Origin of the sequence: Ohtaekwangia kribbensis (genome assembly GCF_042676245.1) — a bacterium.
Lineage (GTDB): Bacteria > Bacteroidota > Bacteroidia > Cytophagales > Cyclobacteriaceae > Ohtaekwangia > Ohtaekwangia kribbensis.
Map to the genome: position 1 here is coordinate 227,474 of NZ_JBHTKA010000016.1, position 26,429 is coordinate 253,902.

Consider the following 26,429-nt stretch of genomic DNA (forward strand, 5'->3'; position numbering starts at 1 on the left):
GCCTTTTTGTTTGTTGTACGATCCCCGGCAAATCCTGTCTCAACCAAACTAATTCCCCAAAAATGTGTTTACATATACAATATATCCTGTAAATCGCAGTATATCTATTTATCGCTTATTGCATTTTTTCAGCAGCTGGTAGCTTGCAGCTTTAAATACACGCATTATGAACTGGTCTGACGTACTCAACTATGCCACCAAAGGCAACCTCACTCCCGACAGACGGGTTGAGAAAACCAATGAAGAATGGAAAAAGGAATTAACACCGGAGCAGTTTCGCATTACCCGACAGAAGGGAACGGAGTTTGCATTTTCCGGTGAGTACTGCGAAGCTCATGACCCCGGGCTATATGCCTGCCGTTGTTGTGGCACTCCGCTGTTTGACTCGCGTCAGAAGTTTGAATCCGGTACAGGGTGGCCGAGTTTTACGGAATCGGTAAAAGATAATGTGATCAAGTATGAAAGTGATCGCAGTCATGGTATGCATCGTATAGAAGTGATGTGCAATGTATGCGATGGACACCTGGGCCATGTGTTTCCGGATGGTCCACCACCAGCCGGTTTACGGTTTTGCATAAACTCCGCTTCCATTAAGCTGGTAGAGGGATAATATTTTCTGCATCTGCTACAAGAGACACCGGGAGTATATACGTGTACGTCCCGGTGTTTTTTGCGTTTATAGGAACGGTACTTTTGGTAATGGTATGGATGTTTATATTTAGGACCGATAACATTAATACCATGAGACATACTACAACCTTCATTATCGTTATGGCATTCTTTACGCTCAGCTCGTTTATGCCGGTGCAAAAGAAGAAGAAGATTATATTTTTTGGTGACTCCATTACCGAAGCAGGTGTTAAACCCACCGGCTATATAACGCGCGTTGGCGAGCTGGCTGCTAAAGATGGCGTGGCTGGCAACTACGAATTTGTGGGTGCCGGTATTGGCGGTAACAAAGTATACGACCTATATCTGCGCCTGGAGGATGATGTGTTAAGCAAGAAACCGGATGTGGTAATTATATATATAGGCGTGAACGATGTATGGCACAAGCGCTCTTACGGCACGGGCACCGATGCCAACAAGTTTGAAGGTTTCTATAATGCACTGATCAAAAAGATACAGGCACAGGGTGCCAGGGTGATTCTGGCTACTCCTGCTGTGATTGGCGAACGCACCGACTTCAGCAACGAGCTTGATGGCGATCTGAATTTATATAGCAACATGATTCGCAACATCGCCAAAAAGAATAATCTTGCCCTGGTTGATTTACGCACGGCTTTCCTGGACTATAACAAGGCTTATAACAAAGAGAATAAAGAGTCTGGTGTACTCACCTCAGACCGTGTACACCTCAACGACCGCGGCAACCAGTTTGTAGCCGAAGAGATGTGGAAAGCGATCAAGGTTATTCAATAACAACTATAGCTTATGCGGGCCGTGTGTGTATGTTTCAACAACATACCGGCCTGCATGAAATATACCTTTTGAAAGTTGTGTGTATGACGGTTAGCTGACATTTCGTGATACATTCTGATGCGATCTTCACCGGAAAAAATCACATCATGAAAGTCACATTATTTTCTCTTCTCCTTCTTGCCGGATATATAGCATCTGCGCAACAGGTATACACAACGAAAGATGGTGCCATTAGCGGCTACGATGCTGTAGCCTATTTCACAGAAGCAAAGCCGGTAAAGGGGGATTCGAAATATAGCACGAAGTGGAAAGATGCTACCTGGTATTTTTCATCGGAGAAGAATCTCAATCTTTTTAAAAGTAGTCCGGAGCAATACGCACCGCAGTATGGTGGCTACTGTGCTTACGGAACTTCGCGCGGCTATAAAGCTCCTACACAACCCGAGGCCTGGAGCACAGTAGATGGCAAACTATACCTGAACTACAACCTCGATGTTCAGAAAACCTGGTCGGCCGATCGCGCCAATCTCATTAAAAAGGCCGATGTAAACTGGAAGAAGATCGAAGCGGAGTAGTACTTCAAGTCAATTTTTCATTCTGATTAAGACATAATGTCTTTCTTTTGCGCTTAAAATGAGAAAAACAAGTCATTGTGGCTTGTTTTTTTGCTAAAAATAGATCGGTACATTTTTTACAGATAGGCTCATCGTAAGAATTTAAAACAACTTAAAAATCAAAATACTATGAGCATCGTACGTTATAACTCCGCACTGAATGAATTTGTACCAACATCTTTCAGTAACCTGATCGACCGATTCTTTAATGAATCAGTTAGTCGCTCAGGAGGTTCTGCCTACAGTTTCGTTCCCCGCGTAGATATAGTGGAAGCAGAAAAAGCTTTCGAGATCCATGTAGCGGTTCCCGGTATGAACAAGGATGATTTCAAACTTGACCTGAACGACAGCTTATTGACGATCAGCGGTGAGCGCAAGTTTACCAAAGAGAAAAAAGACAACAGTTTCCATTCTATCGAAACACAGTACGGTAACTTCAGCCGTTCGTTTACACTGCCTGAAAATGTAGATGTCAACAACATCTCGGCAAAATATGTAAACGGTATCCTGGAGATCACCGTACCGAAGGATGAGAAGAAGACACTGAAAACAACCATCAAGGTTAACTAAGATATAGGGAATAGGGTATAGGTTTAGGTGGTCAGGCTTCCGGATTTTTCCGGGAGCCTTTTGTTTTTTATAGCCGTTGCGACAGCAGGTCTGAATTTTTAGCAGGTGTAGCAAAGGGTATAGCACAGTTTGTCGTATCAAAACTTGTATCGATAGAAAATCCGATATCTTTCATTGTCAATCTGTGTGATACCCGAAAAGAAAACGTTAACTTTCTTTAAGCCGTCAACTTTCCGGAGTGTATATCTGTTGAACTAAAAACTGAGGGGTTATGAAGAGATCAATTCTGGTTCTTATCGTATTGTTTGCTGCCTGTGCCGGTGGTGTGGTGGGTTCTATTTTTACCATTCGCTTTCTGGATGTCTCAAATGCTTCGTATCAGTCGATCGAAGACAGGCAGAAACTCGTACTCACCAATTACTCTTCTGATACTTCGTATAGCGTTCCGGAAGAACTTGATTTTCTGGCTACGGCAAAGCAGGTAACATCAGCCGTAGTACATATTCAAACATCGTATGGTCCGGGCGACTTCAGTCTCAACCCGCTTCAACAGCGCTTCGATGCACCGGTGCGCTCATCAGGTTCCGGTGTTATTATTTCAGATGATGGCTATATCGTTACGAACAATCACGTGATCGAAGATGCAAACAGTATCGAAATCGTGATGAATAATAATCAACGCTTCTATGCGAAGCTTGTCGGTGCAGACCCTACTACCGATCTGGCTCTTCTCAAAATCCGCGGACGCGCACTACCTTTTATTCGCTATGGCGATTCCGATAAAATTACTCCGGGCGAGTGGGTGCTTGCCGTGGGTAATCCATTCGATCTTAACTCTACTGTAACAGCCGGTATAGTCAGTGCCAAGGCGCGCAACATTGGTATACTTCGCGATCGCAGCAATCTGCAGGTAGAGTCATTTATACAGACTGATGCTGCGGTAAACCCTGGTAACAGTGGCGGTGCCTTGGTAAATCTGCATGGCGAACTCATTGGCGTGAACACAGCCATTGCTACATCCTCCGGAAGTTATCAGGGATATTCATTTGCTATACCGGTAAGTTTGGTAAAGAAAGTAATGGACGATCTGCTGGAGTTCGGGCAAGTACAACGCGGCTTGCTCGGAATTGTAATTACCGATGTAAACGCGAATGTAGCGGAAGACTTTAATCTGAAAGTGAACCAAGGCGTATTGGTAAATCGTGTAAATGAAGGGAGCGCGGCCGAGCAAAGCGGTATACTGATAGGCGATGTTATTATAGGTATAGATGGCCACGCCGTAAATTCAGTTTCGGAATTGCAGGAGTGGGTAGCACGCAACCGGCCTGGTAAAGAAATAAAAGTCACATACCTGCGCGGAGGTGAGCGCAACGAAGTAAAAGCGAAACTCAAGAACAACAACGGAAGTGTGGAGGTTGAGACAAAAGAAATTCGTTATGAACTCACCGGTCTTACGGTAGAAGATGTTCCCTATAAAGAACTGAACGAACTGCAACTGGAAGGTGGCGTGCGCGCGAAAAATGTAACGGCAGGTAAATGGAAAGAAGCCGGCCTCAAAAATAATTTTATCATTGCCTATATCGATAAAGTGCCGGTTGATAATGTGGAAGATCTGAATCGGATTCTCGATTTTAAAAAAGGCGGCATCCTCATTGAAGGATTTTATCCCGGAGGTGAGAAAGGCGTCTATGGCATGGAGTGGTAATTAAAACGGTGTAGGTCATTTTCAATTTACTTTTTTAGCTTTGTGCCTTCATCTTGTGGACACATAAGATGAATGAGCAACGCACGTTTTGTTTACAGCAAATACTTGCATGAATGTGACCAGGTGTTCCCCCGGTCATCACGATAACAATTACGAATGAAGAACTTTGGTATAAAAGAAGCATTGGATGCATTGGGATTGAAGAAGAACAACCTCGGTACATCCACCGGAAAGAAATGGTATAAAACATCAGGACAGGCTATTGAGTCATACTCACCTGCTGATGGCAAACTCATTGGAGCGGTATATGCTACAGATGAAAAATCATTTCATGCAGTAGTAGAACAATCCAAGGCAGCATTTAAAGAATGGCGCAAGTGGCCCGCACCAAAACGCGGTGAAGTAGTGCGGCAGATCGGAGAAGCGCTGCGTGAGTATAAAGAACCACTGGGTAAACTGGTGTCGTACGAAATGGGTAAGTCATACCAGGAAGGACTGGGTGAAGTACAGGAGATGATCGACATCTGTGATTTTGCTGTAGGACTTTCACGTCAGTTACACGGACTCACCATGCACTCTGAGCGTCCCAATCACCGGATGTATGAGCAGTGGCACCCCATTGGTATAGTAGGCATTATATCCGCGTTTAATTTTCCTGTAGCGGTATGGTCATGGAACTCGATGCTAGCCTGGGTATGCGGTGATGTATGCATCTGGAAACCATCTGAAAAAACTCCGCTATGTAGTATAGCATGTCAGACCATTGTACAGCAAGTGTTTGAAAAAAATGAAGTGCCTGAAGGTGTATCATCGCTGATTAACGGTGATTATACCGTAGGACAGTGGCTTGCACAAGACGAAAATATACCCCTGGTTTCAGCGACCGGCTCAACCCGTATGGGTAAAGCTGTAGCCAGTACAGTAAGCGAGCGTTTAGGCAGGGCATTGCTTGAACTCGGAGGCAATAACGCTATCATTGTAACAGAACACGCCAACCTGGATATAGCCGTGCGCGGTGCATTGTTCGGAGCTGTAGGTACTGCCGGCCAGCGCTGCACAACTACACGAAGACTTATTGTACAGGAAAGTGTATACGATGAAGTGAAGAATCGTCTTTCAAAAGCGTATGCACAATTAAATATAGGCAACCCCCTCGATACACAAAATCATGTTGGGCCTCTTATTGATAAGCAGGCAGTGAAGTCGTACGAAGATGCACTGAAGAAGATCAAAAAAGAGGGAGGTACATTTGTGATTGCCGGTGGTGTGCTGGATGGAAAAGGATACGAATCAGGATGCTATGTAAAGCCAGCGGTTGCTGAAGTAACAAACGACCTGAGCATTGTGCAGCAGGAAACTTTTGCACCGATCCTTTATCTCATTAAGTATAAAACTCTTGAAGAAGCGATCGAATTACAAAATGGAGTGAAGCAAGGTTTGTCATCATCCATTATCACCTCGAACATGTATGACATGGAACGCTTCCTTTCGCACGAAGGCTCCGATTGTGGTATTGCCAATGTAAACATCGGCACATCCGGAGCAGAGATTGGTGGAGCGTTTGGTGGTGAAAAAGAGACTGGTGGTGGTCGCGAATCAGGTTCCGATGCCTGGAAAGTGTATATGCGCAGGCAAACCAATACCATAAATTTCGGAAACAGCCTTCCTTTGGCTCAGGGAATCAAATTTGATATTTAGAGCCTTTTGCAAATAAGTATCAATACTGTATTTTTATAAAGCATTAACTAACTATGGCAGGAAAAAAATATCGTACCGTCATGCTCATTGATGATAATGAGATAGACAACCTCATTAATCAGAAGATGATTGAAGCGGCTTCTGTGACTGAGAACATTTATACGCATACTGGTGCTAAGAGTGCTATTGAATTCTTGAAAAACATGGAGAAGCTCGATGTAGCGGACCAGGTTTTACCGGATGTGATTTTCCTCGACATTGACATGCCGCTGATGGACGGGTTCCAGTTCCTCGATGAATTCGAAAAACTTTCGAATACAGCGAAGAAGAAATGCAAGATCGTAATGCTTACATCTTCTATCAATCCACAGGACTTTAACCGTTCTAAAAAATACGACAACGTAAAGCTATACCTCAACAAGCCGCTTTCGCACGAGAGCATTGTGAAGCTCGAAGTATAGTATAACTGACTTCATAAATTCCACCAAAAAAACAAAAGCCCGCACATGGCGGGCTTTGTCATTATATGGGGTGTTTTACTTACTATATTTCTGTAAGCAGGTTTACAAAACGATCGTCAAGCTTCACCAGTTTGGTAGGAGCAAAGTACGATACATTCAACGAGTTAAGACGTGGAATCACAGCGTTGATCTTCTTGGCCTTCTCTTTCTTCGCTTCACTGGTAGATATCTTCAGGATCTTCAGGAAGAGCTGAATGTTTTCGCAGCTGTCTTTTCCGAACAAACGGATCTGGCGCTGGATACTGTTGGAGAGCTGGTTGAAAAGTTCAACATCGCGCATCAGCGTATACTGAAGTGCCAGCAACGATTTGATCTCAAGCTGTGCGTACGGATATTTCTTGAGACTTACATCGTTAAGCAAGCCATTGATGAGGCGGGCCGCTTCATCAAATTTACCTACGTAGTATGATGACAGCGCGCGGTACACGGTATATACTATGTGCTTGGGTACATCCAGTGTATCGATCTCGTAGTCTATAAATATACTTTCGTTCTCTGCGTATAATTCAGCCTCGGTATTGGTGCGCAGGTGTCTGTCCAATTTGGACAACAGGAACTGAGCCGGAAACGTATAGGTTGAATAATTCACCATCAGGTTGGCGCAGGCATCGTTTACTTCTTCGTAATACTTCTCAGCCTGGCGGTATACTTTATAGTGATTGTAGTATTCGAGTTTCAGGAATTCGAACACCAGGTTAATGTGGTAGTAAATCGAATCGAGGTGATAGCTTTCGAAGATCTTCTGTACTTTATCAAAGATATCTTCGATCGATTCGCCTTCCTGGTTCATGTTGTCATCCACTTCTACAAACAGGCGGTGGAAGATATACATACAGCTCTGGTATACATACAACCGGTGCGATTCGTATAGCTTGGCAACATTCTGCATTTCTTTCATCAGCAACCCTAGGCCCAGCTTCTCTACTTCACCTCCGTTCAGCATATAGTCGCCATACTTTTTAAAGTAATCGGCAAGCAGGTCTTCGGCTTTATCAACGGCCAGCATATACGCCACGTGGCGGTTATACAATTGCGAGTACTGAAAGTAATCGGGCGAGTTGATGTTGAGTTTCTTGAGCGACTTGTAAATGATAGTCAGCTCGTTCGCGAGATCGTAATCCAGAAGTTCTTTCTCCAGTTTTTTAAGAGTGGCAACAGAGATTGCTTTCTTTTTGGTGAAGAGTACTTCGGTAATGTTGGCAACTTTACGGAGAACATCTGTACGCGGACTTTCCAATTGTCCCATCAGGTATTCTTCAATCTTAAGATTAAGTCGTGAGCGTAAAGTATAATACGCGTTCGCGTTTACTTCCAGCTCAGACATAATTTTGTTATCGGAAAGTTGTCGTTCACGGAGTGACTTCAGCAGGTATGCTGATTTCTCAGCGTTGCTCTCAATCAGAGAGTCATGAATCGCCTTGAAGTCTTTCTCGGATAATTGCTTAATAATGTTCTTGAGTTTCGCCATGTCGGACAGTTAACATCCTGAAAATTTACAAAATTTATTACATGTTCCAATATTGACAAGCTTTGTCAAGAATAAATCTTACCGTGAAGTTTGTAGTTTTACCCCGACACGAAGCACCGAAAGACTTTGATCAGGAAATTTACCATACTATGCGTTGTCATGCTGTTGTCGGGATACCTCAAAGCACAGCTCTCTTCCGAGCGAAGTGCATGGAGCAGTCTGTCGAAACAAAAATGGGTGCGTGCACATGAACAATTAAAAAAAATTCTTGAGAAGGACAGTGCTAATGCAGCTGCGCACTATGTTATGGCCCGCTACTTTTTTGCCCCGGCCAATCCGCAGTTTCATATCGACTCGGCACACCTGCATGCCACCGCTTCGCTTCATGATTACAGCAGGCTTACGTCCAAACAGCGTGAAAAAATGAAGCGTTTTCCGCTAGACAGTATAATAATCATACGTCTTCTTGAGCAAGTGGACAGTGCTGCTTTTCATCGTGCGCAACAACTTAATACTGAGGCTGCTTATGCGTATTTTATAGATGTATTTCCCTCGGCCCGCGAGCATTCTGAGGCATTGAAACTTCGTGAAAAAGCAGCCTTCGCGGAGGCGCAAAGTATCCATACGCATCAGGCATTCTCCGCCTATATATATAAGTATCCGGAGGGTAGCCAAGTGGCAGAAGCGAGGTCACTCTATGAGAAATTACTCTTCGAAGAAAAGACCCGCGACAAACGACTGGAGAGTTATGACATATTTTTGCGGGTACATCCGCAGACTACACACCGGAAGGAAGCCGAGCAACATATTTTCGAGATAGCCACAGCTTCGGGAACGATTGAAAGTTTCCGTAATTTTTTACAACGGTACCCCCAGAGCATGTTTCGTGAGCGTGCCGAACAAATTTTGTATTATCTGCAGGTTGAAGAACCACCAGCCCAACCGTTGCAAGGTAACGGAGCCGATTCGAGCCGTGTTTATACTTCATTGCCACGCCATTATCTCGTGCCCTTTCTGCAAAAGAACGGCTATGGTTTTATGGACGAGAACGGCTTCGATGTCATTGCACCGGAAGTTGATGAACTGAACGATGAATACCGTTGTGGTAATATTGATGAAGATGTAGTGGTGTTGCCGGGCAGGGTAGTAAGTCGCAACGGAACCCTGGTATATAAAGGAGAAGTTACTTCCGTTGATGATCTTGGCTCCGGTTTTCTACTCATTGAAAATCAGCACTGCGTAAAGGTGATGCATAAGACCGGCTTCAACCCGGGCGATCCGTGTGTAGAGGATGCAAAAGTGCTGAATGGAAAGCTGCTTGCGCTAAAGAAAGATGGGAAGTGGTCGGTTCGTACACTAACCGGTTTGCAACTCATTCCATTCGAATGGGACAACATAGCCTATACCGGTGATGTACTGATCTTTCAGCGTAACAAACAATTCTGGCTGGCTACAACGGAGACTATATCTGCCATTGCCAACCAGGAGTCACCGCGATTAAAAGATGCCTTTGAGGAGGTGAAGCCCTGGCCCAACGGACGCATCTGGGCACGAGCCGGAAAATTTGAAGGCGTGTTCGATCAGCAACTCAATGTATATATACCCTTCCGGGAACAGCGGCTGCTGCCTGCATTCTTTGGTGCGCAGGCTCGTATAGAAAATCAATGGATGATCTATAATGCGCAGGGTGAATATACTGAGCCGTATGATACAGTGCTTGTAAGCAAACCATGGGCAGCGGCACGCACGCAGAACAAATGGCGTCTACTCATACCGTTGCAACACCTTACAGCTCGCGCCACGTACGACTCTGTTTTCTTTGCCGGTACGTTTGCCGTTGGTATACGAAACGACAGCACATTTATACAGAGCACCGAGGGAAAAACGCTGCTGAAAGTAAAAGGACTCGCGAGAATAGAATTTGTTCCGGCACAGGATTCGTCTGCGTTTTTTATACTCGATCACGCTGACAAAAGGATTTTATACAATCACGCAGGACAAAAACTTTTCGCAGTAGTATATGATCGCATCCACCATGCCGGTAAAAATATATTTGTAGTTATCAAGCGCGATAAGAAAGGCCTGGTTGCTGCTGATGGAAAATTACTGCTACTCGTAGAGTATGATGCCATTGGTATGGAGAGTCATGGAACGGTATCGTTGCTGAAAGCAAAAAAGTTTGGACTATACGATGTTCAACGAAAAAAACTGATCAAGCCCGAGTATGGTAAAAATTTGTCGCTATATAATGAACGCATACTCGTTGCGCTGAAGAATGGCTCTTATGGTTTTATAGGATGGGACAACAAGCCGCTGAGTAATTTTGAATTTGCTGAAGTACAGCCCTGGAATGATACGCTCGCCTGGGTAAAGAAAAATTTCATGTGGATGCTGTACAATCTGAAAACAAAAAAGACACAGCTCGACAGGATCAGGAATATGAAACTGATATTGGACAAGGCAAATGAACGGCTTGCCATTGTGCAGCAAGACAATGCTTACGGTGTGATACACAATACAAAAGGAATGATCATCCCGTTAAACTTCAGCGACATTGTTAACGTAGGCTCTCCCGAAAAGCCAATGTATTTTACCGAGAAGCATGTGGAGGAAGCTTCTGTTTTTGTTGTGATCTATTATAATCACGAGGGTAAATTTTTGCGCAAGGAAATTTATGAGCAGGATGATTACGAGAAAATCTATTGCTCTGATCACAAGTAATAACCGGTAAAACGGTTCAATAGCTTTTTTAGTAATTTAGATTTTCCGTTCGGATTTTTTCGCTCAACTCTGCATCCGTTTTTAACCCGATTGAATGATGATGAAATATAGTTTCATGCTCGTAATGGTTGCCTGTGCGTATGGGATAAAAGCACAGCCCGCAACACAAAAGACGTACTGCAACCCGATGGATATAAACTATCGGTACAACTACGAGCAACTCAACGATAGTATATCGTATCGCTCCGGGGCTGACCCCGTTATTGTGAATCATAAAGGCGAGTATTATTTGTTCGTAACAATTTCCGGAGGTTACTGGCATTCCAAAGATTTAGTGAACTGGAATTATATCGTTCCGGACAAGTGGCCGATGGAAGATATGTGTGCCCCGGCTGCCATCTCCGTTCGTGACACACTTTATTTGTTCCAGTCAACATTTGAGCAGCGCCCTATATTATTCACCACTACACCGGAAAACGGCAAACTATATTTCTACAACCGCTGGCTGCCGCGTTTACCGAAAGATGTAGGTCCGTGGGACCCTGCGCTTTTCTACGATGAGGAATTGGACAAGTGGTATATGTACTGGGGATCTTCCAATGTAAATCCGATCTACGGAAGTGAACTCGATAAAAACCTTCGTCTCAAATATAAAGGCGACTATAAAGAACTGATATACCTGCATCCGGAAGAACATGGATGGGAGCGCTTCGGTCGCGATCACCGCTCAACTATAACTCCGTTTACCGAAGGTGCCTGGATGACGAAGCACAACGGTAAATACTATCTCCAATATGGAGCCCCCGGCACTGAGTATAATGTATATGCCAACGGCACATATATAGCTGACCATCCGCTGGGGCCTTTTACCTATGCACCCTACAACCCTATATCATATAAACCCGGTGGCTTTGTTACGGGTGCCGGACACGGCAACACGTTTCAGGACAACTATGGCAACTTTTGGAATACCGGCACACCATGGATTGCTGTGAACTGGAATTTTGAAAGACGCATCGCGATGTTCCCGACCGGCTTCGACAAAGACGGACAGATGTTTGCCAACACGCGTTTTGGCGATCTGCCCCATTATTTACCTACTAAAAAATGGCAGAGCAAAGATGAACTCTTCACCGGCTGGATGTTGCTATCCTATAAAAAGCCTGCCACGGCATCATCGGTATTGGACACTTTTAAAGTAGCCAACATTACCGATGAGAACCCGCGCACATTCTGGGTAGCGAAACAAAATAAAGAAGGAGAAAGCGTTACGATCGATTTACAGCACGTACAAACTATACATGCGGTGCAAGTAAATTTCACCGACTATAAATCAAACATCTACGATGGTTTTGATCCGAAGATATATACCCAGTTCAGAATATATACTTCAACAGACGGCAAACAATGGAAAAAAGAATTTGACCTGAGCAATGAAAAACGTGACCGTCCCAATGCATACCTCGAGTTGTCTCAACCCGTAAAAGCACGCTATATCAAATACGAACATATCTATGTGGCCGCGCCCAACCTCGCGATCAGCGATATACGCGTATTCGGAAAAGGCAATGGTAAAGCCCCGAAGACACCTGCTAAATTCAGTGCAGTCCGCGACACCGATCCGCGCAACGCCTTTGTAAAATGGCAGAAAGTGCCGGGAGCAACAGGCTACAATATACTCTGGGGAATAGCCAAAGATAAACTATATCAAACCTACCAGGTCTTCGCTGATCAACCCGAATCCCTCGAAGTGAGAGCGCTGACGAAAGGCGTAAGCTATTACTTTGCGATCGAAGTGTTTAATGAAAATGGAGTGTCTTCGGTGAGCGAAGCAGTCTTGGTGAAATAGCAGTTGAGCTTTGCGCAGCGAGAAAATAGAAGTAAGAAGCCAGAAGTAAGAAGAGTTGCTGGCTACTGGCCGCTAGCTGCAGGTGGAGATAAAGGTATACTTGCGTTTATACTCCTCTCAGTTTGCTCCAGGCAAACTATAAATCTTCTTACTTCTGTATTCTAACCCAGGCAACGCGCTCGTTTACTTAAGTCGACTCAAACTAGCAACTAGTAGCTCGAGGCTTCGCCTAACATGATTTTATTTAGTAAAAACAACTGCTCCCGTAGCCGTCATCGCTTTGTTCGCTTCGGGCGATAGTTTCCAGTTCTGATCAAAATAGCCTTCGGATATTACCGATGCTGTGGTGCCTTTGAATAATATATAGTCTTTAAACTGGTTTAGTGCCAGCAGCGCGGGAGGCAGGAATGGTAATGCTCCCGGTTGTGCGCCAGTCCACCACGGTAAACCTGAACTTACAATGATATAGTGTCCATCAACCGGAAGTACGTAGAGCAGGCCATATTCATTTGCAGAAGCGTTGTTCAGTTGTATCGGTAGCTTGTCACTATATTTAGCAACCAGCGAATTGGTTTCTTTTGTTCCGAACAAAATCAGGTTGGAGCTTTCAAGATCGCTCGGTCTTACTTCTTTATCTGACAATACTCTTGGGAATACCATAATTCTGCCGAGGAATGCATTGCGATAGAACGACCAGTTCGCAGCCTGTGTAGCTACTTCTGCGCGCGCTTTCAATTCGGCTTCAGAAGGATTTCCTCCGGTGCCGTACACATAGACGTGCCGTTGTGAGAAGGCGGCACCGATTGGTCCTTCAGCACCGGTACGTTTCGCTGTAGCAGCAGGTTCATATTTACCCGTAGCCCACTTGCCTTGTGCTTCTGCAAATGAAATCGACTCAGCGGTAGCGGTCTTTACTTTCTTGCCGTTGACGGTAACCTGCAGTGGTTTTGAAGCATCGAATTTCGGATGACCTTTCAGTTGCAGGGTAAATGCACCGAGGTTGCTCGCAGTAATATCCAATTGATTCGGCGCTGTAAATTTAGCATCGATCGTAGCCAGTGTGCCGGGCGTTAACTGATCGAAACGAACCCAGTAGGCACTGCTATATTTATAGTTCCTGGAATTGAAAAGAACGCGATCCGGAAATTTGTTACGCTTGAATTTACTGAACCATTCAAAAGCAGCTTCATCTTTATAGGCATTCTCCCAGCTGTTATGGTTCACACCAGGATACTCGGTATAGGACACATTAACACCAACATCTTTCAAACGCTTTGTCCAATCGCGTGAAACAGAAACAGGCACCGCCTGATCCTGATCACCATGATGGAAGAACATCGGTAAATTCAGTGCGTTGGGAATAAGATCATCGGTTCCTTTAGGAGGAGCCGGGCATACCGGGAATAGCGCAGCCCATATATCCGGACGCGTTAATCCGATCCACAACGTTCCGCCACCACCCATGGAAAGTCCGGTGAGGTATATACGATCTTCATCGATCGAGAAGCGGCTCTTTACATCTGCCAGTACATCCATTACATCTTTCTCGGCCACACCCTGGTAGCCCATGGTGCCGCGTGCATACGGAGAAGCAACGATATACTCTACATCTTTCCACTCCGGAAAAATGCGTGTAGCTTCTACGTCAGTTTCACCATTGGCATTACTCTTTCCAAACACCCTGCGTAAAGAGAGGCGGTGATTCGAGCCGGCACCATGCAGCATGATCACCAGTGGATATTTTTTCTTCTCATCGTAGTTCTTCGGGAGATATAGTCCGTAAGGTTGCTCGGTGTCGTCAACATCCGAGAAGAATGTTACTACCTGCGGACCACTTTTCAGTTTTTGTGCGGTTGCTGTCATTGCTGTTGCCAGCACGAGCAGTAAAATTAAGCGTATGGTTTTCATTCGGTCAATTGATTTATGGGAGTTGATTGTAATTTCAATGTAACACATTTATAGCACCACTATCAAATGATTTTTTATTAGAAAGATGCATACCAAAAGCAAGGCCCGGAATCACCCGGGCCCTGATAACCTGTAAGATGAAAAAAGTCTCAATCAATATGAAAGTCCGTGGCCGAACTTATATAGCGGCTCTTTCGAATCGTACGGAACATCTTCCTGCTGGTTGCGAACGGCTTCCATCGATGATGGGAGTTCTATAGGCAGTTTGCCTTCCGGTTTCGCTTTACCGAAAATAACATCCAGCACCGCAGCGTCACTCGCACCGAAGTCAGCCAGTAGGCCTTTTGCGTTTTCATTGATCTCCGGAATTACTGCGGGTCTGTCTATATAGATATCAACAATAGTTGGTATTGTCTTTAACAACATGAGAATGCTATCCTTTTGTGTTCCTTTAAAATCAAGATCACCATGGTGAAAACCTCTTGCAAAAAAGTTCTTGGTCTCAACCGGGTACCAGGGAGTATTCAGACGAACAATCGCTATATCTGCCTGCTCCGGTTTGGCAACCACTTCGCCATACTGTGCTGCTACCGTAGCATTTATATTCTTGATATATAGTTTGAGCTTACCAGACTCCAGCGGCAATACAGTTTTATCTTTTACCTTATCATTCTTTAATAGTGTGATCGCTCTGCGTTGTGCTGCTTCACCGGCTTTCATAAATTCATCTTTACCAATGGTAGCTACAGCTTCGTCTACATTTACATAAGGGTTCTCGAATAAGCCAAGCTCAAACTTCTGACGAAGTAATCTTCGTACGGATTGATCGATACGTTCTTCGGTGAGTTTCCCATCCTTTACCAGTTTCACAACGTGATGAGCACAATCTTCTCCACCAAACTGGTCAACACCGGCATTCAATACTTTGAGTACGCGATCTTCTTCCGAGAGATTCTCAACGCCCCATGCACGTGCAGGCCATACTACATCGCCCATCTTGGCATCCGTAATTAAACCCCAGTCGGTACATACCACACCATCATATTTATACTTATCACGAAGCAGTCCGGTAATTATATCTTTATTGAAAGAGAATGCAACGTTCTCGCTGGTCTGATCAGTCGGTATACCATAGTAAGGCATGATCGCAGCGGTGTGTGCTTCGAATGCAGCCTCGAACGGAATCAGGTGATAGCTAAAATTCTTGCCGGGATATACCTGTCCTTTTTGAAACTCGAAATGTGGATCGAGTCCTTCCTTCTGCGGGCCGCCTCCTGAAAAGTGTTTGGTCATACACGCCACACTGTTCGAATCAAGCTTGTCACCTTGAAAGCCTTTGATATAGGCCTTCACTAATTTAGCCGACAGCCTGGCATCTTCACCAAATGTACCGCTGATCCGAGGCCAACGCGGTTCTGTAGCAAGGTCAGCCATGGGGTGTAAAGCTTCGCGTATACCTGCCGCTATATATTCCTGGCGTGCTACATCGGCATGCTGCTCCATTAATTTTTCATCACCTATAGCAGCAAAGCCTAAAGGCTCTGGCCACTGCGAAAAATCATTGGCCGTCATGGAAAATATATTATTGCTAAAGGCATTGCGCGGATCAGACGCTATCGTCAGGGGTATACCAAGTCTTGTTTTCTCTTCTGCAAATTTCTGCAGGTTGTTATACCATGTTGCCAGAACTTTTTTAGGTGGTACAGCCCACACATTAAAGTGCGTCATGTACTTCTCCGTCATCAGCTTGCTCGCTACAGGCGCGAAGGCGAACATACCTTCACCGGGTTTATCATCAATAGAGCCATCGCTGTTGATGCGCGTTCCGTTGATAAAGAGCATACCTGCTTTTTCTTCAAGCGTCATTTGTTTCAACAAGTCATCGATGCGTTTGTCGATGGGCTCGCGTGAATCCTCATATACATCGCGTTTGCCATTTTTATTGAGATCACGATAGGGAGTATTATCCGAGCAGGACGATAATGCGGCCAGGGCGATCACCGAGCCGTATAGTAATTTAACTGGTTTGATCATAGAGTCTGGTTATTGTGTTGTGTATACACAATGATAAGTAATATTCATTGTGTTATCAATACGCAATGATAGGTGTAGAAACATTTTTATAGTATCCTGTAAAAATCCGCGTCCAATCGCGATATTTGAACGATATGGATAGGGAAAAACAGTTGCGGGATTTTTTGCTGAAAGGTGATAAAACCTATATGCCCCGGGTGTCAGTGGATTGCGTAATCTTTGGATTTCATGAAGACCAGCTAAAGGTGTTGCTGTTGCGCTGGAAGGATGGACGCTGGTGTTTACCGGGTGGATTTGTAAAATGGGATGAGTCGGTGGATGACTCTGCCGTGCGAACTTTACAGGAGCGTACTGCACTGAATAATATATACCTGCAACAGTTCCATACCTTTGGTGCACCGGATCGCGAACGTGGTAAAAAACTGAAAGGTATACCTGATAGCAAGAAGAGCTGGATGCACGACCGTTTTGTTTCTATCGGTTATTATGCACTGGTGGAGTTCTCGAAAGTAAACCCGATCCCCGACTGGCTGAGCGATGCCTGCCACTGGTGGGATCTGCATAAAGTGCCGGCCCTGATCTACGATCATAATGAAATGGTAGAGAAAGCGCTTGAGAAATTGCGCCTGAGTCTCAACGATCACCCGGTAGGGTATAATTTACTGCAGGAGAAATTTACCATGCCCGAACTGCAGCGACTCTACGAAACCATTCTTGACAAACGACTCGATCGCAGAAATTTTCAAAAAAAAATGTTGAGTCTCGGTATCCTCGAACGACTCAAGGAACGCAAGACCGGGGGCGCACACAAAGCTCCCTTTCTGTATCGGTTCGATAAAAAGAAATACGAACGCGCCATGAAGCAAGGTCTCAAACTCGGCTTCTGAAGTATAGACGGGAAAAATCCGGTATAGTATGCTATCAGGCATTTACTATATTTGAACCGTTTGCTTTATAAATCACCGTTACATGCAGCTAACAGCAGGAAGCATTTACCATGTATATAATCGCGGAAACAGTCGTGAACGTATTTTCTTCTCTTCAGAAGATTACCGACTCTTTCTGAAAAATGCGCGTCTTTACCTCAAACCACAGGCAGATATACTGGCGTGGTGTTTAATGCCAACGCATTTTCATTTTCTTGTTCATGCCAATGAAACCTCCGTGCAGGTAACGGAAGAAACTGGTTTTAGACGCCAGCAATTTTCGCAGGCGATGCGTCAATTATTGAGTTCGTATACGCACACGGTTAGTGAGCAGGAGGGAAGAGCCGTAGGACTTTTTCTGCAACGTACAAAAGCAGTTTGCGTATCGGATGACCGTGAGCATGCCGCCATCGCATTCCGGTATATACATCAAAGTCCGGTGCGTACGCGTTTGGTGGAAAAGCTGGAAGACTGGCCGTTCAGTTCTTTTGCAGATTATGCCGGCATACGCGATGGCAAACTTTGCAACCGGCTATTGGCCACTCGCCTGTTGGATCTTCGGGAAGAAAGCGTTCTGGTGTGAGAGTTCCTGTTGCAGAAGGAGGGAAGATATGTTGCAACAGATGTTTTTTTGGGGAATTTGATGAGATAGAGAAAAGAAGTGCAAAGTCACTTTTTAAAGACGACCTTACACTTCGTGCTCGTGCATGTAGTTGATGAGTTCAATTTCTTCCGGAGTAAATTTATCCTTGTCTTTTGCCGTTCTTGACTCGATAAAGTCTTCCAGCGTGATATAAAACCGCAGTCTGTACTTCCAGATCAATTTGCTACCGATTGCTTCCTTCAATTCTCGAAGGTCGGTTTCGTCATCGATCCAGTACATGTCATGCATATCGCGCGTGTCAGAACCTCCCCCTGTATAACCTGGCATAAAGCTGATACGGGAATGTTCCAGCTTTCGCAGAACTTCATTTCTGAAGTCCGATCTTCCGGAGATATATAATGTTGTCCAGTTCATTGTTCTTAGTAATAAAGTTGTACACAGCGTTTAAGTTTAAAAGATTGTATGGGTGCTATGTATAACTTCGATACAACCTTTTGTGCAGGTATATATTTATATGTTCGTAACATCGGTTAAAAAATCCCTACACTTAACCATACGCAAAGAAAACACCGAAGGTTTACTGCGAGCAACAAAACTTTTTACATTTTATTACACCCGACAAGCGAAAACGTGTGTGTGAAAGGAAGAGCATTTCGTGTAGATATACCGTTGTGTTTTGGGGAGGCTTTGGGACAATGTTGTTGGAAGCCGCTAGCTGCTAGTAGATTGCTATAGGTTGAAGTTTTTGCTATTCGGTAAAATGAGTAAGAACTATATAATTTTAATGTGACTATTTGGGTGACTTTCGTCATCTGTTAAATCTAAAGTAAATATATACTCCCCTGCCATCTCACAGGCGACACAAGGATATCGATATTAACTTCTTGCGTCTCCCGTCCACAACCAGAAGCCGTCCTTCTTACGTCTTATTTCTTACTTCTGGGTCTTACTTCTAATTCGCAGCTCACAACTCAAAGCTCGCAGCCATAAAGTATCCCAAGCCCCAACGAGAATTTTCCAGCAGCCGGTAGCCTGCAGCCAGCAACTTCTTACTTCTGGCTCTATTCTCACAGCTCAAAGCTCACGGCTCGCAGCTAATTTTGACTATCTTTAGCAAAATCTACCCGTATGACTTCGAAGCGCATTATTAAAATTACCTTCCCTATCTTGTTGTTGGTTGGAATTTATTTCCTTGGTCCTGAGCCCGCTACTCCTGTGTTCAATCTTACGTTGCCTCAGGTACCTGATAGTGCTCAGGCACTGGAACAATATGTAGCTGCCAATGAGGCAAAGCATAAACTAAAACCGAATAACGAAGCGCGCATTGTTTGGAATGACAGCACGCACAAGAAGACTCCGTATGCTGTGGTATACCTGCACGGGTTTACCGCGAGTCAGATGGAGGGATCTCCTATACATGAGCAGTTTGCTAAGAAATTTGATTGCAATTTATACCTTTCGCGACTGGCCGATCACGGCATCGATACAACGGATGCCCTGGTGAATTTTACTCCTGACAGATTATGGGAAAGTGCCAAGCAGGCCCTGGCTATTGGCAAGAAGCTGGGCGATAAAGTTATCCTGGTAAGTACATCTACCGGCGGAACACTGGCACTGAAACTCGCTGCCGAATATCCGGATGATGTACATGCACTCATCAATCTTTCACCCAACATTGCGATCAACAATGGTGCTGCGTTTTTGTTAAATGATCCATGGGGACTATATATTGTACGCGCGGTGAAAGGTGGTAAATATAGTATATCCGAAGACGACACCGAGGAACAGGCTAAATACTGGTATACCCAATACCGACTGGAGGCTACTACACAACTGGAAGAACTGGTAGAATCAACGATGACGGAAGAAACCTTTAAACGTGTCAAACAGCCATCGCTTACGCTATACTATTACAAAAACGAAGAAGAGCAGGATCCCCAGGTAAAAGTAAGCGCCATGCTGGACATGAACGCGAAGCTAGGCACACCGGAAGCATTAAAACAAACCGTAGCCTTCCCCGATGCAGGCAGACACGTAATCGGATCATCGCTCACCAATCCACACTATGAAGAAGTATATAAAGCGATGGAGAAGTTTGCTGTGGAGAAACTGGAATTGAAATAGCTGCGAGCTGTGAGAATAGAGCCAGAAGTAAGAAGTTAACCTTTTGTGGTCAACCTATTTCAGGGACTGACAAGTTACTGCTTCAACGATATACTTTTAGAAAAATGATAAGTATAGAGCAGCTGCGAATTGCGAGCTTTGGGCTGTGAGTAATTTTTTGTATTGTACTAAGTGCGTTGCTAAAACTAGGATATGGTACATTATGATACACCAACCTGAAGCCCCTTTAACGTAATCGTTAAATTCAGAAACTCTACCAGCAGCCAGTAGCTCGAAGCTTTAAAGATAGCAGCGAGCCACGAGCTGCCAGCACCAACACTGCTAGTAGATCTTGTCAATGTGCGCTCTTCCAAAAATAAGGCCTTTGCTTACCTGGGCGTCTCCGTTGTAAGATACGCGTGACTCACCGAAGGAATTTACGCGGAGTTCGTCTTGTGTGGTGAGTTTGATTTTACTCTCACCATATATATTCGTGATGGTAGAGAAACTCTTCAACGCTTGTGTATCGATCTTGTTTTCACCGAAGAGTCTGTATTTCTGATATTCGGCTGTGCCGCCTTTTATTTTTAATTCGTTCTCACCGTAGAAGCTTGTCTTGAGGTACTCGGTATTGATAGAAGCCAATGTTATTTCATTTTCACCATACGCTTTCAGTTTAAACTTCTTAGCCTTCAGTTCGCTCTTGCAGGTTAGCTCCTGTGCTCCGCGAATCTCGAGGTGTTTCAACTGACGATAGGTAACGTACGCTGTTATGGTAGCATTTCTATAAACACTATTCTTTCCCCAGTTCTCACGCTCTAGTTTGTCTGTTACCCTGGCATCATCCAGGTAGAGGCGGAGTGTTTTTCCTTTTACTTCGATATTGATCTTATCGGCTGATACATTGGAATATACCAGGCGGATACTTTCGTGATCACCTTCTTCGAGAATAACATTGATCCTGGGAGAAGCAATAACCCGGTTAAAGGAACGGAGGTCTTTTGTAATTTCTTCCTGTCCGTAGGTGAGGGTGGCGATAGCGAACAGAAGCGAGGCGAGGGTAATTTTAATCATTTTCATAAATCCTTTAATAGTGTTTCATTTCAGACAGCCGACTTGGTGTTTACCCCTACGTGATGATGAAAAGTTATCCGTTATCCGTATTTGCTAATAACGATTCACGAATAACGCTACTCATCCCGAAGGGAATTAACCGGATTGCCCTGCGAGGCTTTCCAGGCGCGGTAGCTGACCGAGAAGAAGGCAATGGTAAATGTAGCGAGGCCGGCTACTATAAATATCCACCAGGCCGGTTCTATATGATAGGCAAATTGCTTGAGCCACCGATGCATAAGCCATCCGCTGATGGGCCAGGCGAGGAGGTTAGCGATCAATACCAGCTTCAGGAAATCTCTATTGAGTAAACGAATGATGCTGCTTTCTGTTGCACCCATCACTTTACGAATTCCAATTTCTTTTGTTCGTTGTTCCGCCATGAAATTCGCAAGACCGACAAGTCCCAGGCATGCTATAAAGATGGCGAGCACAGTAAAGATGAGAAAGAGTTGTCCGATACGTTTTTCGGTTTGATGCTTGCGTTCAAAATTCCGGTCGAGGAAAGTATACTCGAAGGCGGCTTCGGGCGAATGTTTTTTCCAGAGACTGCGAATGGTGTCCAGTGTTTGTTCAATATGGTTCCCCTGAATGCGGATCGCCATCTCCCAGTTGGGCTGCTTGCCCAGTACAATAGCCATCGGCTGGATCGGGTCTTTCAACGATTGAAAATTAAAATCCTGCATGATGCCGATCACCTCATGCTCAATTGCTTTTTTATGTCCGCCATATATACTCCACAAGGTTTTACCGGCCAGCGTTTTTATACCCATCTTTTGTGCAGCGGTTTCGTTGAGGATCATCGCGGTTGAATCCGAAGGGAACTCTGGGGAGAAGAATCGCCCGGTGATCATTTTATACTTCATCGTCCGCATGTGATCGTAATCCATCTCATAAACATTCAGCATATAGTCGCGTGCCGGGTCGGTAGTGCTAAATACAAATTGCCAGTCGATGTTAGGAGGGAGGCGATTGCAATAGCTTGCGGCTACTATAGATTTATGCTGCAGTAATTCTTTTTTAAAAGCAGCACCGTTTTCACCAAGGTTGCGCGTATGCAACAGGTTTACCAGGTTGCTCTTGTCGAACCCGAGACTCGCCTGCTGTATATATTGAAGTTGCTGGTATACTACGAGGGTAGCAATGATCAACCCTGCAGAAATGAAGAACTGAAATACAACCAGTGCATTGCGGATACCATACGTGCGCCTGCGCGAACGGATGCGTCCTTTCATTACTTCGATGGGAGAGAACGTTGTGAGATAGAATGCCGGGTAACTTCCCGCCAGTAAACCTACGATGATCGCGAAGACAGGTAGCCCCAGTAGGAATAGCGGTGACAGAAACACGCGCATGCTCAGTTGCTTCTCGGCAAGTATATTAAAAGGCAATAACAGTATACTTACAATGAACAACGCGAGCAGTACAGCAACCACTATATAGAAGAAGGATTCGAGCATAAACTGACCGATGAGACGCGACACCGGTGCGCCTACGGTTTTACGCACGCCAACTTCTTTCGCCCGACTGGCCGAGCGTGCTGTAGACAGATTCATGAAGTTGATACAGGCCAGTAACGTGATGAAGGCTGCTATAGCACTGAACAAGTATATATACTGAATGTTGCCGTTGGTCTCGATCTCATCTGTAAATCGGGAGTAAAGATGTATATCGGTGAGACGCTGTGTGAAATATGCAATCTCGTTGCCCTGTATTTTTGATTGATCGATGTTTACTCTTCTCAATTCTTCCAGTTCCGGATCAACGTGTTGCCTGACAAAGGTGTGCAGCATTTCGTCAACCGGTTCGATGGAGGCATCGGGCTTAAGTTTGAAATAAGTGATCGTGCGGCCTGTTACCCAACTTGAAGTGTGCACATCATCCCAGGAAGTAAGTGAAAGTATACCGGTAAAATGAAAGTGACTGTTGGCAGGCGGATCAACAGCAATACCGCTTACCTGGACGGTATATCCTTGTGCGAGCACCATGGTTTTTCCAATCGGTGTTTTATCGCCTGCACCTTTATAGTCGAAGTAACGTTTGGCCGCAGATTCGGTGATGACGAGCTTACGTTGCCCATGCAATACTTCATTGCGATTGCCTTCTATCAATTGAAAATTAAAGAAGTGAAAGAAGTTGGAGTCGGCCAGTAAAAGATTGGGTTCGGTAAACGACCGGTCTTCATAGCGCATCGGAAATGTAGCCCAGCTTGCCAGTCGTGTAGTAGATTCAATCGCATTGCTTTTACGTTGAAGAGTCTCCGCCAGCGGAGCAGCCGTATATACCGATAATACTTTTTTGCCTTGCAGCATGCCACGAAACGCGACACGGTATATACGGTTGGCATCGGGATGAAATGTGTCGTAGCGCAGTTCGTCATGCAGGTATAGCACAATGAGAAGGCTACATGCTATGCCAATGGTAAGTCCGGCAATGTTTATGAACGAGAAGCCCTTGTGCCGAAGCATATACCGTAATGCTATGGATAAGTAGCTTTTTATCATACCGATTTACGGTGTGAATATACGGCTCCGGAGTGGATAGTGCATCATGGTCCGCAGCCAGAGGTCGTGGTACAATCAGAATGGATGCTCGCTGACGTACCAGACCACGGCTATGGAATTCACTATGTAAACTAAAAACTATTCACTGCGAAGGGCATCAACCGGATTGCTGAGGGCAGCCTTCAAGGCCTGAGAGCTGATGGTAAGCAAGGCGATAGTGATGGACGCTATACCTGCTATAATAAAAATACCCGCTCCGATCGTGATGCTATATTGAAAGTCGGCCAGCCATTGATTCATAACAAAGTATGCAATCACGCTTGCTACGATAAACGATACGAAGATAAGCTGAACAAACTCAGCCGATAATTTATACAGGATGTTGCCGTTGCTGGCTCCCAATACTTTGCGTATACCGATTTCTTTTCTACGTTGCTCGGCTGTAAACGCAGAGAGTGCAAAGAGGCCCAGGCCGGCAATGATCATGGCCAGCGTTGTAAAGTGTGTGAACATACTCGCGAAGGCCTGTTCATTACGATACAGGTTTGCGAACTGTTCGTCCAGGAAAGCGTATTCGAATGTAGTACCCGGATTTATTTTCTTCCACGTGTCTTCTATAAACGCGATGGTCTCTTTCATGTTCGCTGATTTTACTTTCACTGCCATCGATCCATTGTCCTTGTTATAGAGCATGAACAGTGGTTCGAGTTTGTGCCGTATAGTGGCGAAATGAAAATCTTTTACAACACCCACCACGGTATAGGTGGTGAGATCATTGATGGTAGCCCCCGATTGTAAACTTATCTTTTTACCTACAGGGTCTTTCCATTTGAGGAAGCGTGCCATCTCTTCGTTAATGATCATCGAAAGCGAATCATCGTAGTCAAGCGAGAAGTTCCGTCCGTCCATAACTTTTATACCCATCGTAGGAATAAAACTTTCGTCCGCTACCATAATGCTGGTAATGATATTTGTCTCGGCACTCACTGCGCCCTCCGGGAAAATATTGGTACGTCCCAGTTGTTGTCCCATACGCGAAGACGATGTACCGGCCGCTACTATATTCGGGTTATGCAGTAATTCATTTCTCAATGTGGTGGCGTTAGCAACGATCTGCCCGTTCTGCTGCAAAGTAATTACCTGCTCACGGCTATAGCCCAGATCGGTAGTATAAATAAAACGCATTTGCTGATATACTATACCGGTGCCTACCATAAGGGCAATGGAAATTGTGAACTGCAACACTACCAATGCTTTACGCAACCGTATACCTCCGGCAGAATTTTTAAAGGAGCCTTTCAGTACCAGTATAGGCTTGAAGGATGAGAGCACAAACGCAGGATATAGTCCGGCCAGCGTACCAACCATCAACACCAGTGCAGAAAGTATAGCTATACTCTGCGGCTGCATGAGCACCGTTACATCAGCAAATCGATGGTACGTGTTGTTGAGCAACGGTACGGCTACCAGCACGGCAGCAACCGCCAGCAACGCTGCTATACAGGTTACCAGTATCGATTCAATAAGATGCTGTGCAATGAGCTGCTGGCGCACGGCACCAATTACCTTGCGCATCCCTACTTCCTTCGCGCGCCCGGTTGATTTGGCTGTAACCAGGTTCATGAAATTTACAGCCGCCAAAATCAGGATCAGTATAGCAATGGTAGAAAGTACATATACATTCAGTACATCCGATTTATTCGCGTTTGTCTCGAAGAGTATCTCTTTCGATTTCAAATGTACATCCTGCAACGGCTGCACAACAGGCGTGAAGAATTCATACGCGTTGTTCTTGGTGCTGATGGCTTTCAGCTTTGTGTTCAGGTCGGCAGGATCAACGGGTTTATCGAGTAACAAATAGGAAAAGCAAAATATACCTTGCCATGTATCGAGTGCCTGTCGTAAGCCATCTTCATTTTGTCCGGGTACAAGTGAGTGCAACAGATCAAATTGCAGGTGTGAATTTTTTGGAAGGTCAGCAAGTACCGCTGTTACATTCAGGTCAGTGGTCTGGTTGAGCTTAACGGTTTTACCAATCGGATTTTCACTGCCAAAAATCTTCTTCGCCAGTGTCTCGGTAATTACAATAGAGCCGGGTTTATCCAGTGCACCCGTTGTGGCGCCATCAATGATCCTGAAATCGAATACTTCAAATATAGCCGGGTCAGCTCGGAATGCAGCTTCACATTTCAACGGTTTATCCTGGTAGCTTAAATCATAGCGGCCACCGCCCGTGAGGCGCACACTTTTTACTACTTCCGGTAATTCTTCTTCGGCAGCAGGCGCGAGGCGAGGCTGCGTAACACCAACCAGTTTACTGCTCACACCTTCAGCACTATCAATGGTAAGAAGGCGAACAATGCGTGAGTAGTTGGTATGAAATGTATCGTATGAAAGATCTTCGGCAACGTACAGGTAAATAATCATACTGGCAGTAAGTCCGAATGCCAGACCGGTGATCTTGATAAATGAGTATCCTTTTTGCTTCAGCAGGTTGCGTAGGCCCGTAATGAAGTAGCTCTTGAACATAGGTTATGAGATTTGTTACCCGTAAAGTCAATTGTGATGCCATGAAAAAAAGCGCAGAAATTGATAACGGCAGACGCGATTTCCCAAGCTGGGGGATGGACGTTTATGTACGGATTTGTCCGTGGGCGGGCATTTAATTC

The 26,429-nt window shown here is 44.9% G+C and carries 20 protein-coding genes; 13 read left to right on the forward strand and 7 right to left on the reverse strand.

What is annotated here, in order from left to right; translation table 11 throughout:
* Positions 1-166: 166 nt before the first annotated feature.
* From msrB to ACFQ21_RS29530, 7 genes are all read left to right on the forward strand, one after another.
* Positions 167-610, forward strand: coding sequence for a peptide-methionine (R)-S-oxide reductase MsrB (msrB, locus tag ACFQ21_RS29500; RefSeq protein WP_377586262.1), 444 nt, complete (start codon positions 167-169; stop codon positions 608-610).
* A 131-nt stretch (positions 611-741) separates the two neighbouring features.
* Complete coding sequence (locus ACFQ21_RS29505) at positions 742-1,422, forward strand: SGNH/GDSL hydrolase family protein (RefSeq protein WP_377586264.1); 681 nt, start codon at positions 742-744, stop codon at positions 1,420-1,422.
* Between the two features lie 146 nt (positions 1,423-1,568).
* Positions 1,569-1,997, forward strand: a complete 429-nt coding sequence (locus ACFQ21_RS29510) for a YHS domain-containing (seleno)protein (RefSeq protein ID WP_377586266.1) — start codon at positions 1,569-1,571, stop codon at positions 1,995-1,997.
* Positions 1,998-2,165: 168 nt separating this feature from the next.
* The gene (locus ACFQ21_RS29515) at positions 2,166-2,606 is read left to right on the forward strand and encodes an Hsp20/alpha crystallin family protein (protein WP_377586268.1); all 441 of its coding nucleotides are present in this window, start codon (positions 2,166-2,168) and stop codon (positions 2,604-2,606) included.
* Between the two features lie 271 nt (positions 2,607-2,877).
* Positions 2,878-4,311, forward strand: coding sequence for a S1C family serine protease (locus ACFQ21_RS29520; protein ID WP_377586270.1), 1,434 nt, complete (start codon positions 2,878-2,880; stop codon positions 4,309-4,311).
* A gap of 156 nt (positions 4,312-4,467) precedes the next feature.
* Positions 4,468-6,009 carry an L-piperidine-6-carboxylate dehydrogenase gene (gene amaB, locus ACFQ21_RS29525; protein WP_377586272.1) on the forward strand — a complete coding sequence of 514 codons (1,542 nt, stop codon included), beginning with the start codon at positions 4,468-4,470 and terminating at the stop codon, positions 6,007-6,009.
* Between the two features lie 53 nt (positions 6,010-6,062).
* Positions 6,063-6,470, forward strand: a complete 408-nt coding sequence (locus tag ACFQ21_RS29530; RefSeq protein ID WP_079690394.1) for a response regulator — start codon at positions 6,063-6,065, stop codon at positions 6,468-6,470.
* Between the two features lie 82 nt (positions 6,471-6,552).
* Here ACFQ21_RS29530 and ACFQ21_RS29535 read toward each other — a convergent pair whose 3' ends face one another.
* On the reverse strand, positions 6,553-7,998 hold the full coding sequence (locus ACFQ21_RS29535; protein ID WP_377586274.1) for a hypothetical protein: 1,446 nt from the start codon (positions 7,996-7,998) through the stop codon (positions 6,553-6,555).
* 126 nt (positions 7,999-8,124) lie between these two features.
* Between ACFQ21_RS29535 and ACFQ21_RS29540 the strand changes: the two genes are divergently transcribed.
* Positions 8,125-10,719: a hypothetical protein gene (locus ACFQ21_RS29540; RefSeq protein WP_377586276.1), complete on the forward strand. Its 2,595-nt coding sequence runs from the start codon at positions 8,125-8,127 to the stop codon at positions 10,717-10,719.
* A gap of 94 nt (positions 10,720-10,813) precedes the next feature.
* Positions 10,814-12,568 (forward strand): family 43 glycosylhydrolase, encoded by a 1,755-nt coding sequence (locus ACFQ21_RS29545; protein WP_377586278.1) that lies wholly within the window; start codon positions 10,814-10,816, stop codon positions 12,566-12,568.
* Positions 12,569-12,808: 240 nt separating this feature from the next.
* Here the strand turns inward: ACFQ21_RS29545 and ACFQ21_RS29550 are convergent, their stop codons facing one another.
* The gene (locus tag ACFQ21_RS29550; RefSeq protein ID WP_377586280.1) at positions 12,809-14,476 is read right to left on the reverse strand and encodes a carboxylesterase family protein; all 1,668 of its coding nucleotides are present in this window, start codon (positions 14,474-14,476) and stop codon (positions 12,809-12,811) included.
* Positions 14,477-14,629: 153 nt separating this feature from the next.
* Complete coding sequence (locus ACFQ21_RS29555) at positions 14,630-16,510, reverse strand: glycoside hydrolase family 3 protein (RefSeq protein WP_377586282.1); 1,881 nt, start codon at positions 16,508-16,510, stop codon at positions 14,630-14,632.
* A gap of 134 nt (positions 16,511-16,644) precedes the next feature.
* Here ACFQ21_RS29555 and ACFQ21_RS29560 point away from each other — a divergent pair, with 134 nt between their 5' ends.
* Together ACFQ21_RS29560 and ACFQ21_RS29565 are read left to right on the forward strand one after the other, a co-directional pair.
* Positions 16,645-17,397 (forward strand): NUDIX hydrolase, encoded by a 753-nt coding sequence (locus ACFQ21_RS29560; RefSeq protein WP_377586284.1) that lies wholly within the window; start codon positions 16,645-16,647, stop codon positions 17,395-17,397.
* Between the two features lie 82 nt (positions 17,398-17,479).
* On the forward strand, positions 17,480-18,019 hold the full coding sequence (locus ACFQ21_RS29565; protein ID WP_377586286.1) for a transposase: 540 nt from the start codon (positions 17,480-17,482) through the stop codon (positions 18,017-18,019).
* A gap of 105 nt (positions 18,020-18,124) precedes the next feature.
* Here ACFQ21_RS29565 and ACFQ21_RS29570 read toward each other — a convergent pair whose 3' ends face one another.
* Entirely contained in the window at positions 18,125-18,454 is a 330-nt protein-coding gene (locus ACFQ21_RS29570) for a hypothetical protein (protein ID WP_377586288.1), read from the reverse strand.
* A 714-nt stretch (positions 18,455-19,168) separates the two neighbouring features.
* On the opposite strand from ACFQ21_RS29570, the gene ACFQ21_RS29575 reads away from it, so the two are divergent.
* Positions 19,169-20,164 carry an alpha/beta hydrolase gene (locus ACFQ21_RS29575; RefSeq protein WP_377586290.1) on the forward strand — a complete coding sequence of 332 codons (996 nt, stop codon included), beginning with the start codon at positions 19,169-19,171 and terminating at the stop codon, positions 20,162-20,164.
* Positions 20,165-20,485: 321 nt separating this feature from the next.
* Here ACFQ21_RS29575 and ACFQ21_RS29580 read toward each other — a convergent pair whose 3' ends face one another.
* The 3 genes from ACFQ21_RS29580 to ACFQ21_RS29590 all read right to left on the reverse strand — a co-directional run bounded on the left by ACFQ21_RS29580 (position 20,486) and on the right by ACFQ21_RS29590 (position 26,289).
* Positions 20,486-21,223: a GIN domain-containing protein gene (locus ACFQ21_RS29580; protein WP_377586292.1), complete on the reverse strand. Its 738-nt coding sequence runs from the start codon at positions 21,221-21,223 to the stop codon at positions 20,486-20,488.
* Between the two features lie 110 nt (positions 21,224-21,333).
* Positions 21,334-23,724, reverse strand: a complete 2,391-nt coding sequence (locus tag ACFQ21_RS29585) for an ABC transporter permease (protein ID WP_377586294.1) — start codon at positions 23,722-23,724, stop codon at positions 21,334-21,336.
* Between the two features lie 174 nt (positions 23,725-23,898).
* The gene (locus tag ACFQ21_RS29590; RefSeq protein WP_377586296.1) at positions 23,899-26,289 is read right to left on the reverse strand and encodes an ABC transporter permease; all 2,391 of its coding nucleotides are present in this window, start codon (positions 26,287-26,289) and stop codon (positions 23,899-23,901) included.
* 5 nt (positions 26,290-26,294) lie between these two features.
* Here ACFQ21_RS29590 and ACFQ21_RS29595 point away from each other — a divergent pair, with 5 nt between their 5' ends.
* The gene (locus ACFQ21_RS29595) at positions 26,295-26,426 is read left to right on the forward strand and encodes a hypothetical protein (protein WP_377586298.1); all 132 of its coding nucleotides are present in this window, start codon (positions 26,295-26,297) and stop codon (positions 26,424-26,426) included.
* The last annotated feature ends 3 nt before the right edge of the window (positions 26,427-26,429 follow it).

What these genes read in the sequence shown, in the direction of transcription:
- ACFQ21_RS29515 (WP_377586268.1), top strand. Translation starts at nt 2,166, where the DNA reads ATGAGCATCGTACGTTATAACTCCGCACTGAATGAATTTGTACCAACA.
- ACFQ21_RS29585 (WP_377586294.1), bottom strand. Translation starts at nt 23,724, where the DNA reads ATGCTTCGGCACAAGGGCTTCTCGTTCATAAACATTGCCGGACTTACC.
- msrB (WP_377586262.1), top strand. Translation starts at nt 167, where the DNA reads ATGAACTGGTCTGACGTACTCAACTATGCCACCAAAGGCAACCTCACT.
- ACFQ21_RS29520 (WP_377586270.1), top strand. Translation starts at nt 2,878, where the DNA reads ATGAAGAGATCAATTCTGGTTCTTATCGTATTGTTTGCTGCCTGTGCC.
- ACFQ21_RS29530 (WP_079690394.1), top strand. Translation starts at nt 6,063, where the DNA reads ATGGCAGGAAAAAAATATCGTACCGTCATGCTCATTGATGATAATGAG.
- ACFQ21_RS29510 (WP_377586266.1), top strand. Translation starts at nt 1,569, where the DNA reads ATGAAAGTCACATTATTTTCTCTTCTCCTTCTTGCCGGATATATAGCA.
- ACFQ21_RS29560 (WP_377586284.1), top strand. Translation starts at nt 16,645, where the DNA reads ATGGATAGGGAAAAACAGTTGCGGGATTTTTTGCTGAAAGGTGATAAA.
- ACFQ21_RS29555 (WP_377586282.1), bottom strand. Translation starts at nt 16,510, where the DNA reads ATGATCAAACCAGTTAAATTACTATACGGCTCGGTGATCGCCCTGGCC.
- ACFQ21_RS29550 (WP_377586280.1), bottom strand. Translation starts at nt 14,476, where the DNA reads ATGAAAACCATACGCTTAATTTTACTGCTCGTGCTGGCAACAGCAATG.
- ACFQ21_RS29575 (WP_377586290.1), top strand. Translation starts at nt 19,169, where the DNA reads ATGACTTCGAAGCGCATTATTAAAATTACCTTCCCTATCTTGTTGTTG.
- ACFQ21_RS29545 (WP_377586278.1), top strand. Translation starts at nt 10,814, where the DNA reads ATGATGATGAAATATAGTTTCATGCTCGTAATGGTTGCCTGTGCGTAT.
- ACFQ21_RS29595 (WP_377586298.1), top strand. Translation starts at nt 26,295, where the DNA reads ATGAGATTTGTTACCCGTAAAGTCAATTGTGATGCCATGAAAAAAAGC.
- ACFQ21_RS29565 (WP_377586286.1), top strand. Translation starts at nt 17,480, where the DNA reads ATGCAGCTAACAGCAGGAAGCATTTACCATGTATATAATCGCGGAAAC.
- ACFQ21_RS29505 (WP_377586264.1), top strand. Translation starts at nt 742, where the DNA reads ATGAGACATACTACAACCTTCATTATCGTTATGGCATTCTTTACGCTC.
- ACFQ21_RS29580 (WP_377586292.1), bottom strand. Translation starts at nt 21,223, where the DNA reads ATGAAAATGATTAAAATTACCCTCGCCTCGCTTCTGTTCGCTATCGCC.
- amaB (WP_377586272.1), top strand. Translation starts at nt 4,468, where the DNA reads ATGAAGAACTTTGGTATAAAAGAAGCATTGGATGCATTGGGATTGAAG.
- ACFQ21_RS29590 (WP_377586296.1), bottom strand. Translation starts at nt 26,289, where the DNA reads ATGTTCAAGAGCTACTTCATTACGGGCCTACGCAACCTGCTGAAGCAA.
- ACFQ21_RS29535 (WP_377586274.1), bottom strand. Translation starts at nt 7,998, where the DNA reads ATGGCGAAACTCAAGAACATTATTAAGCAATTATCCGAGAAAGACTTC.
- ACFQ21_RS29570 (WP_377586288.1), bottom strand. Translation starts at nt 18,454, where the DNA reads ATGAACTGGACAACATTATATATCTCCGGAAGATCGGACTTCAGAAAT.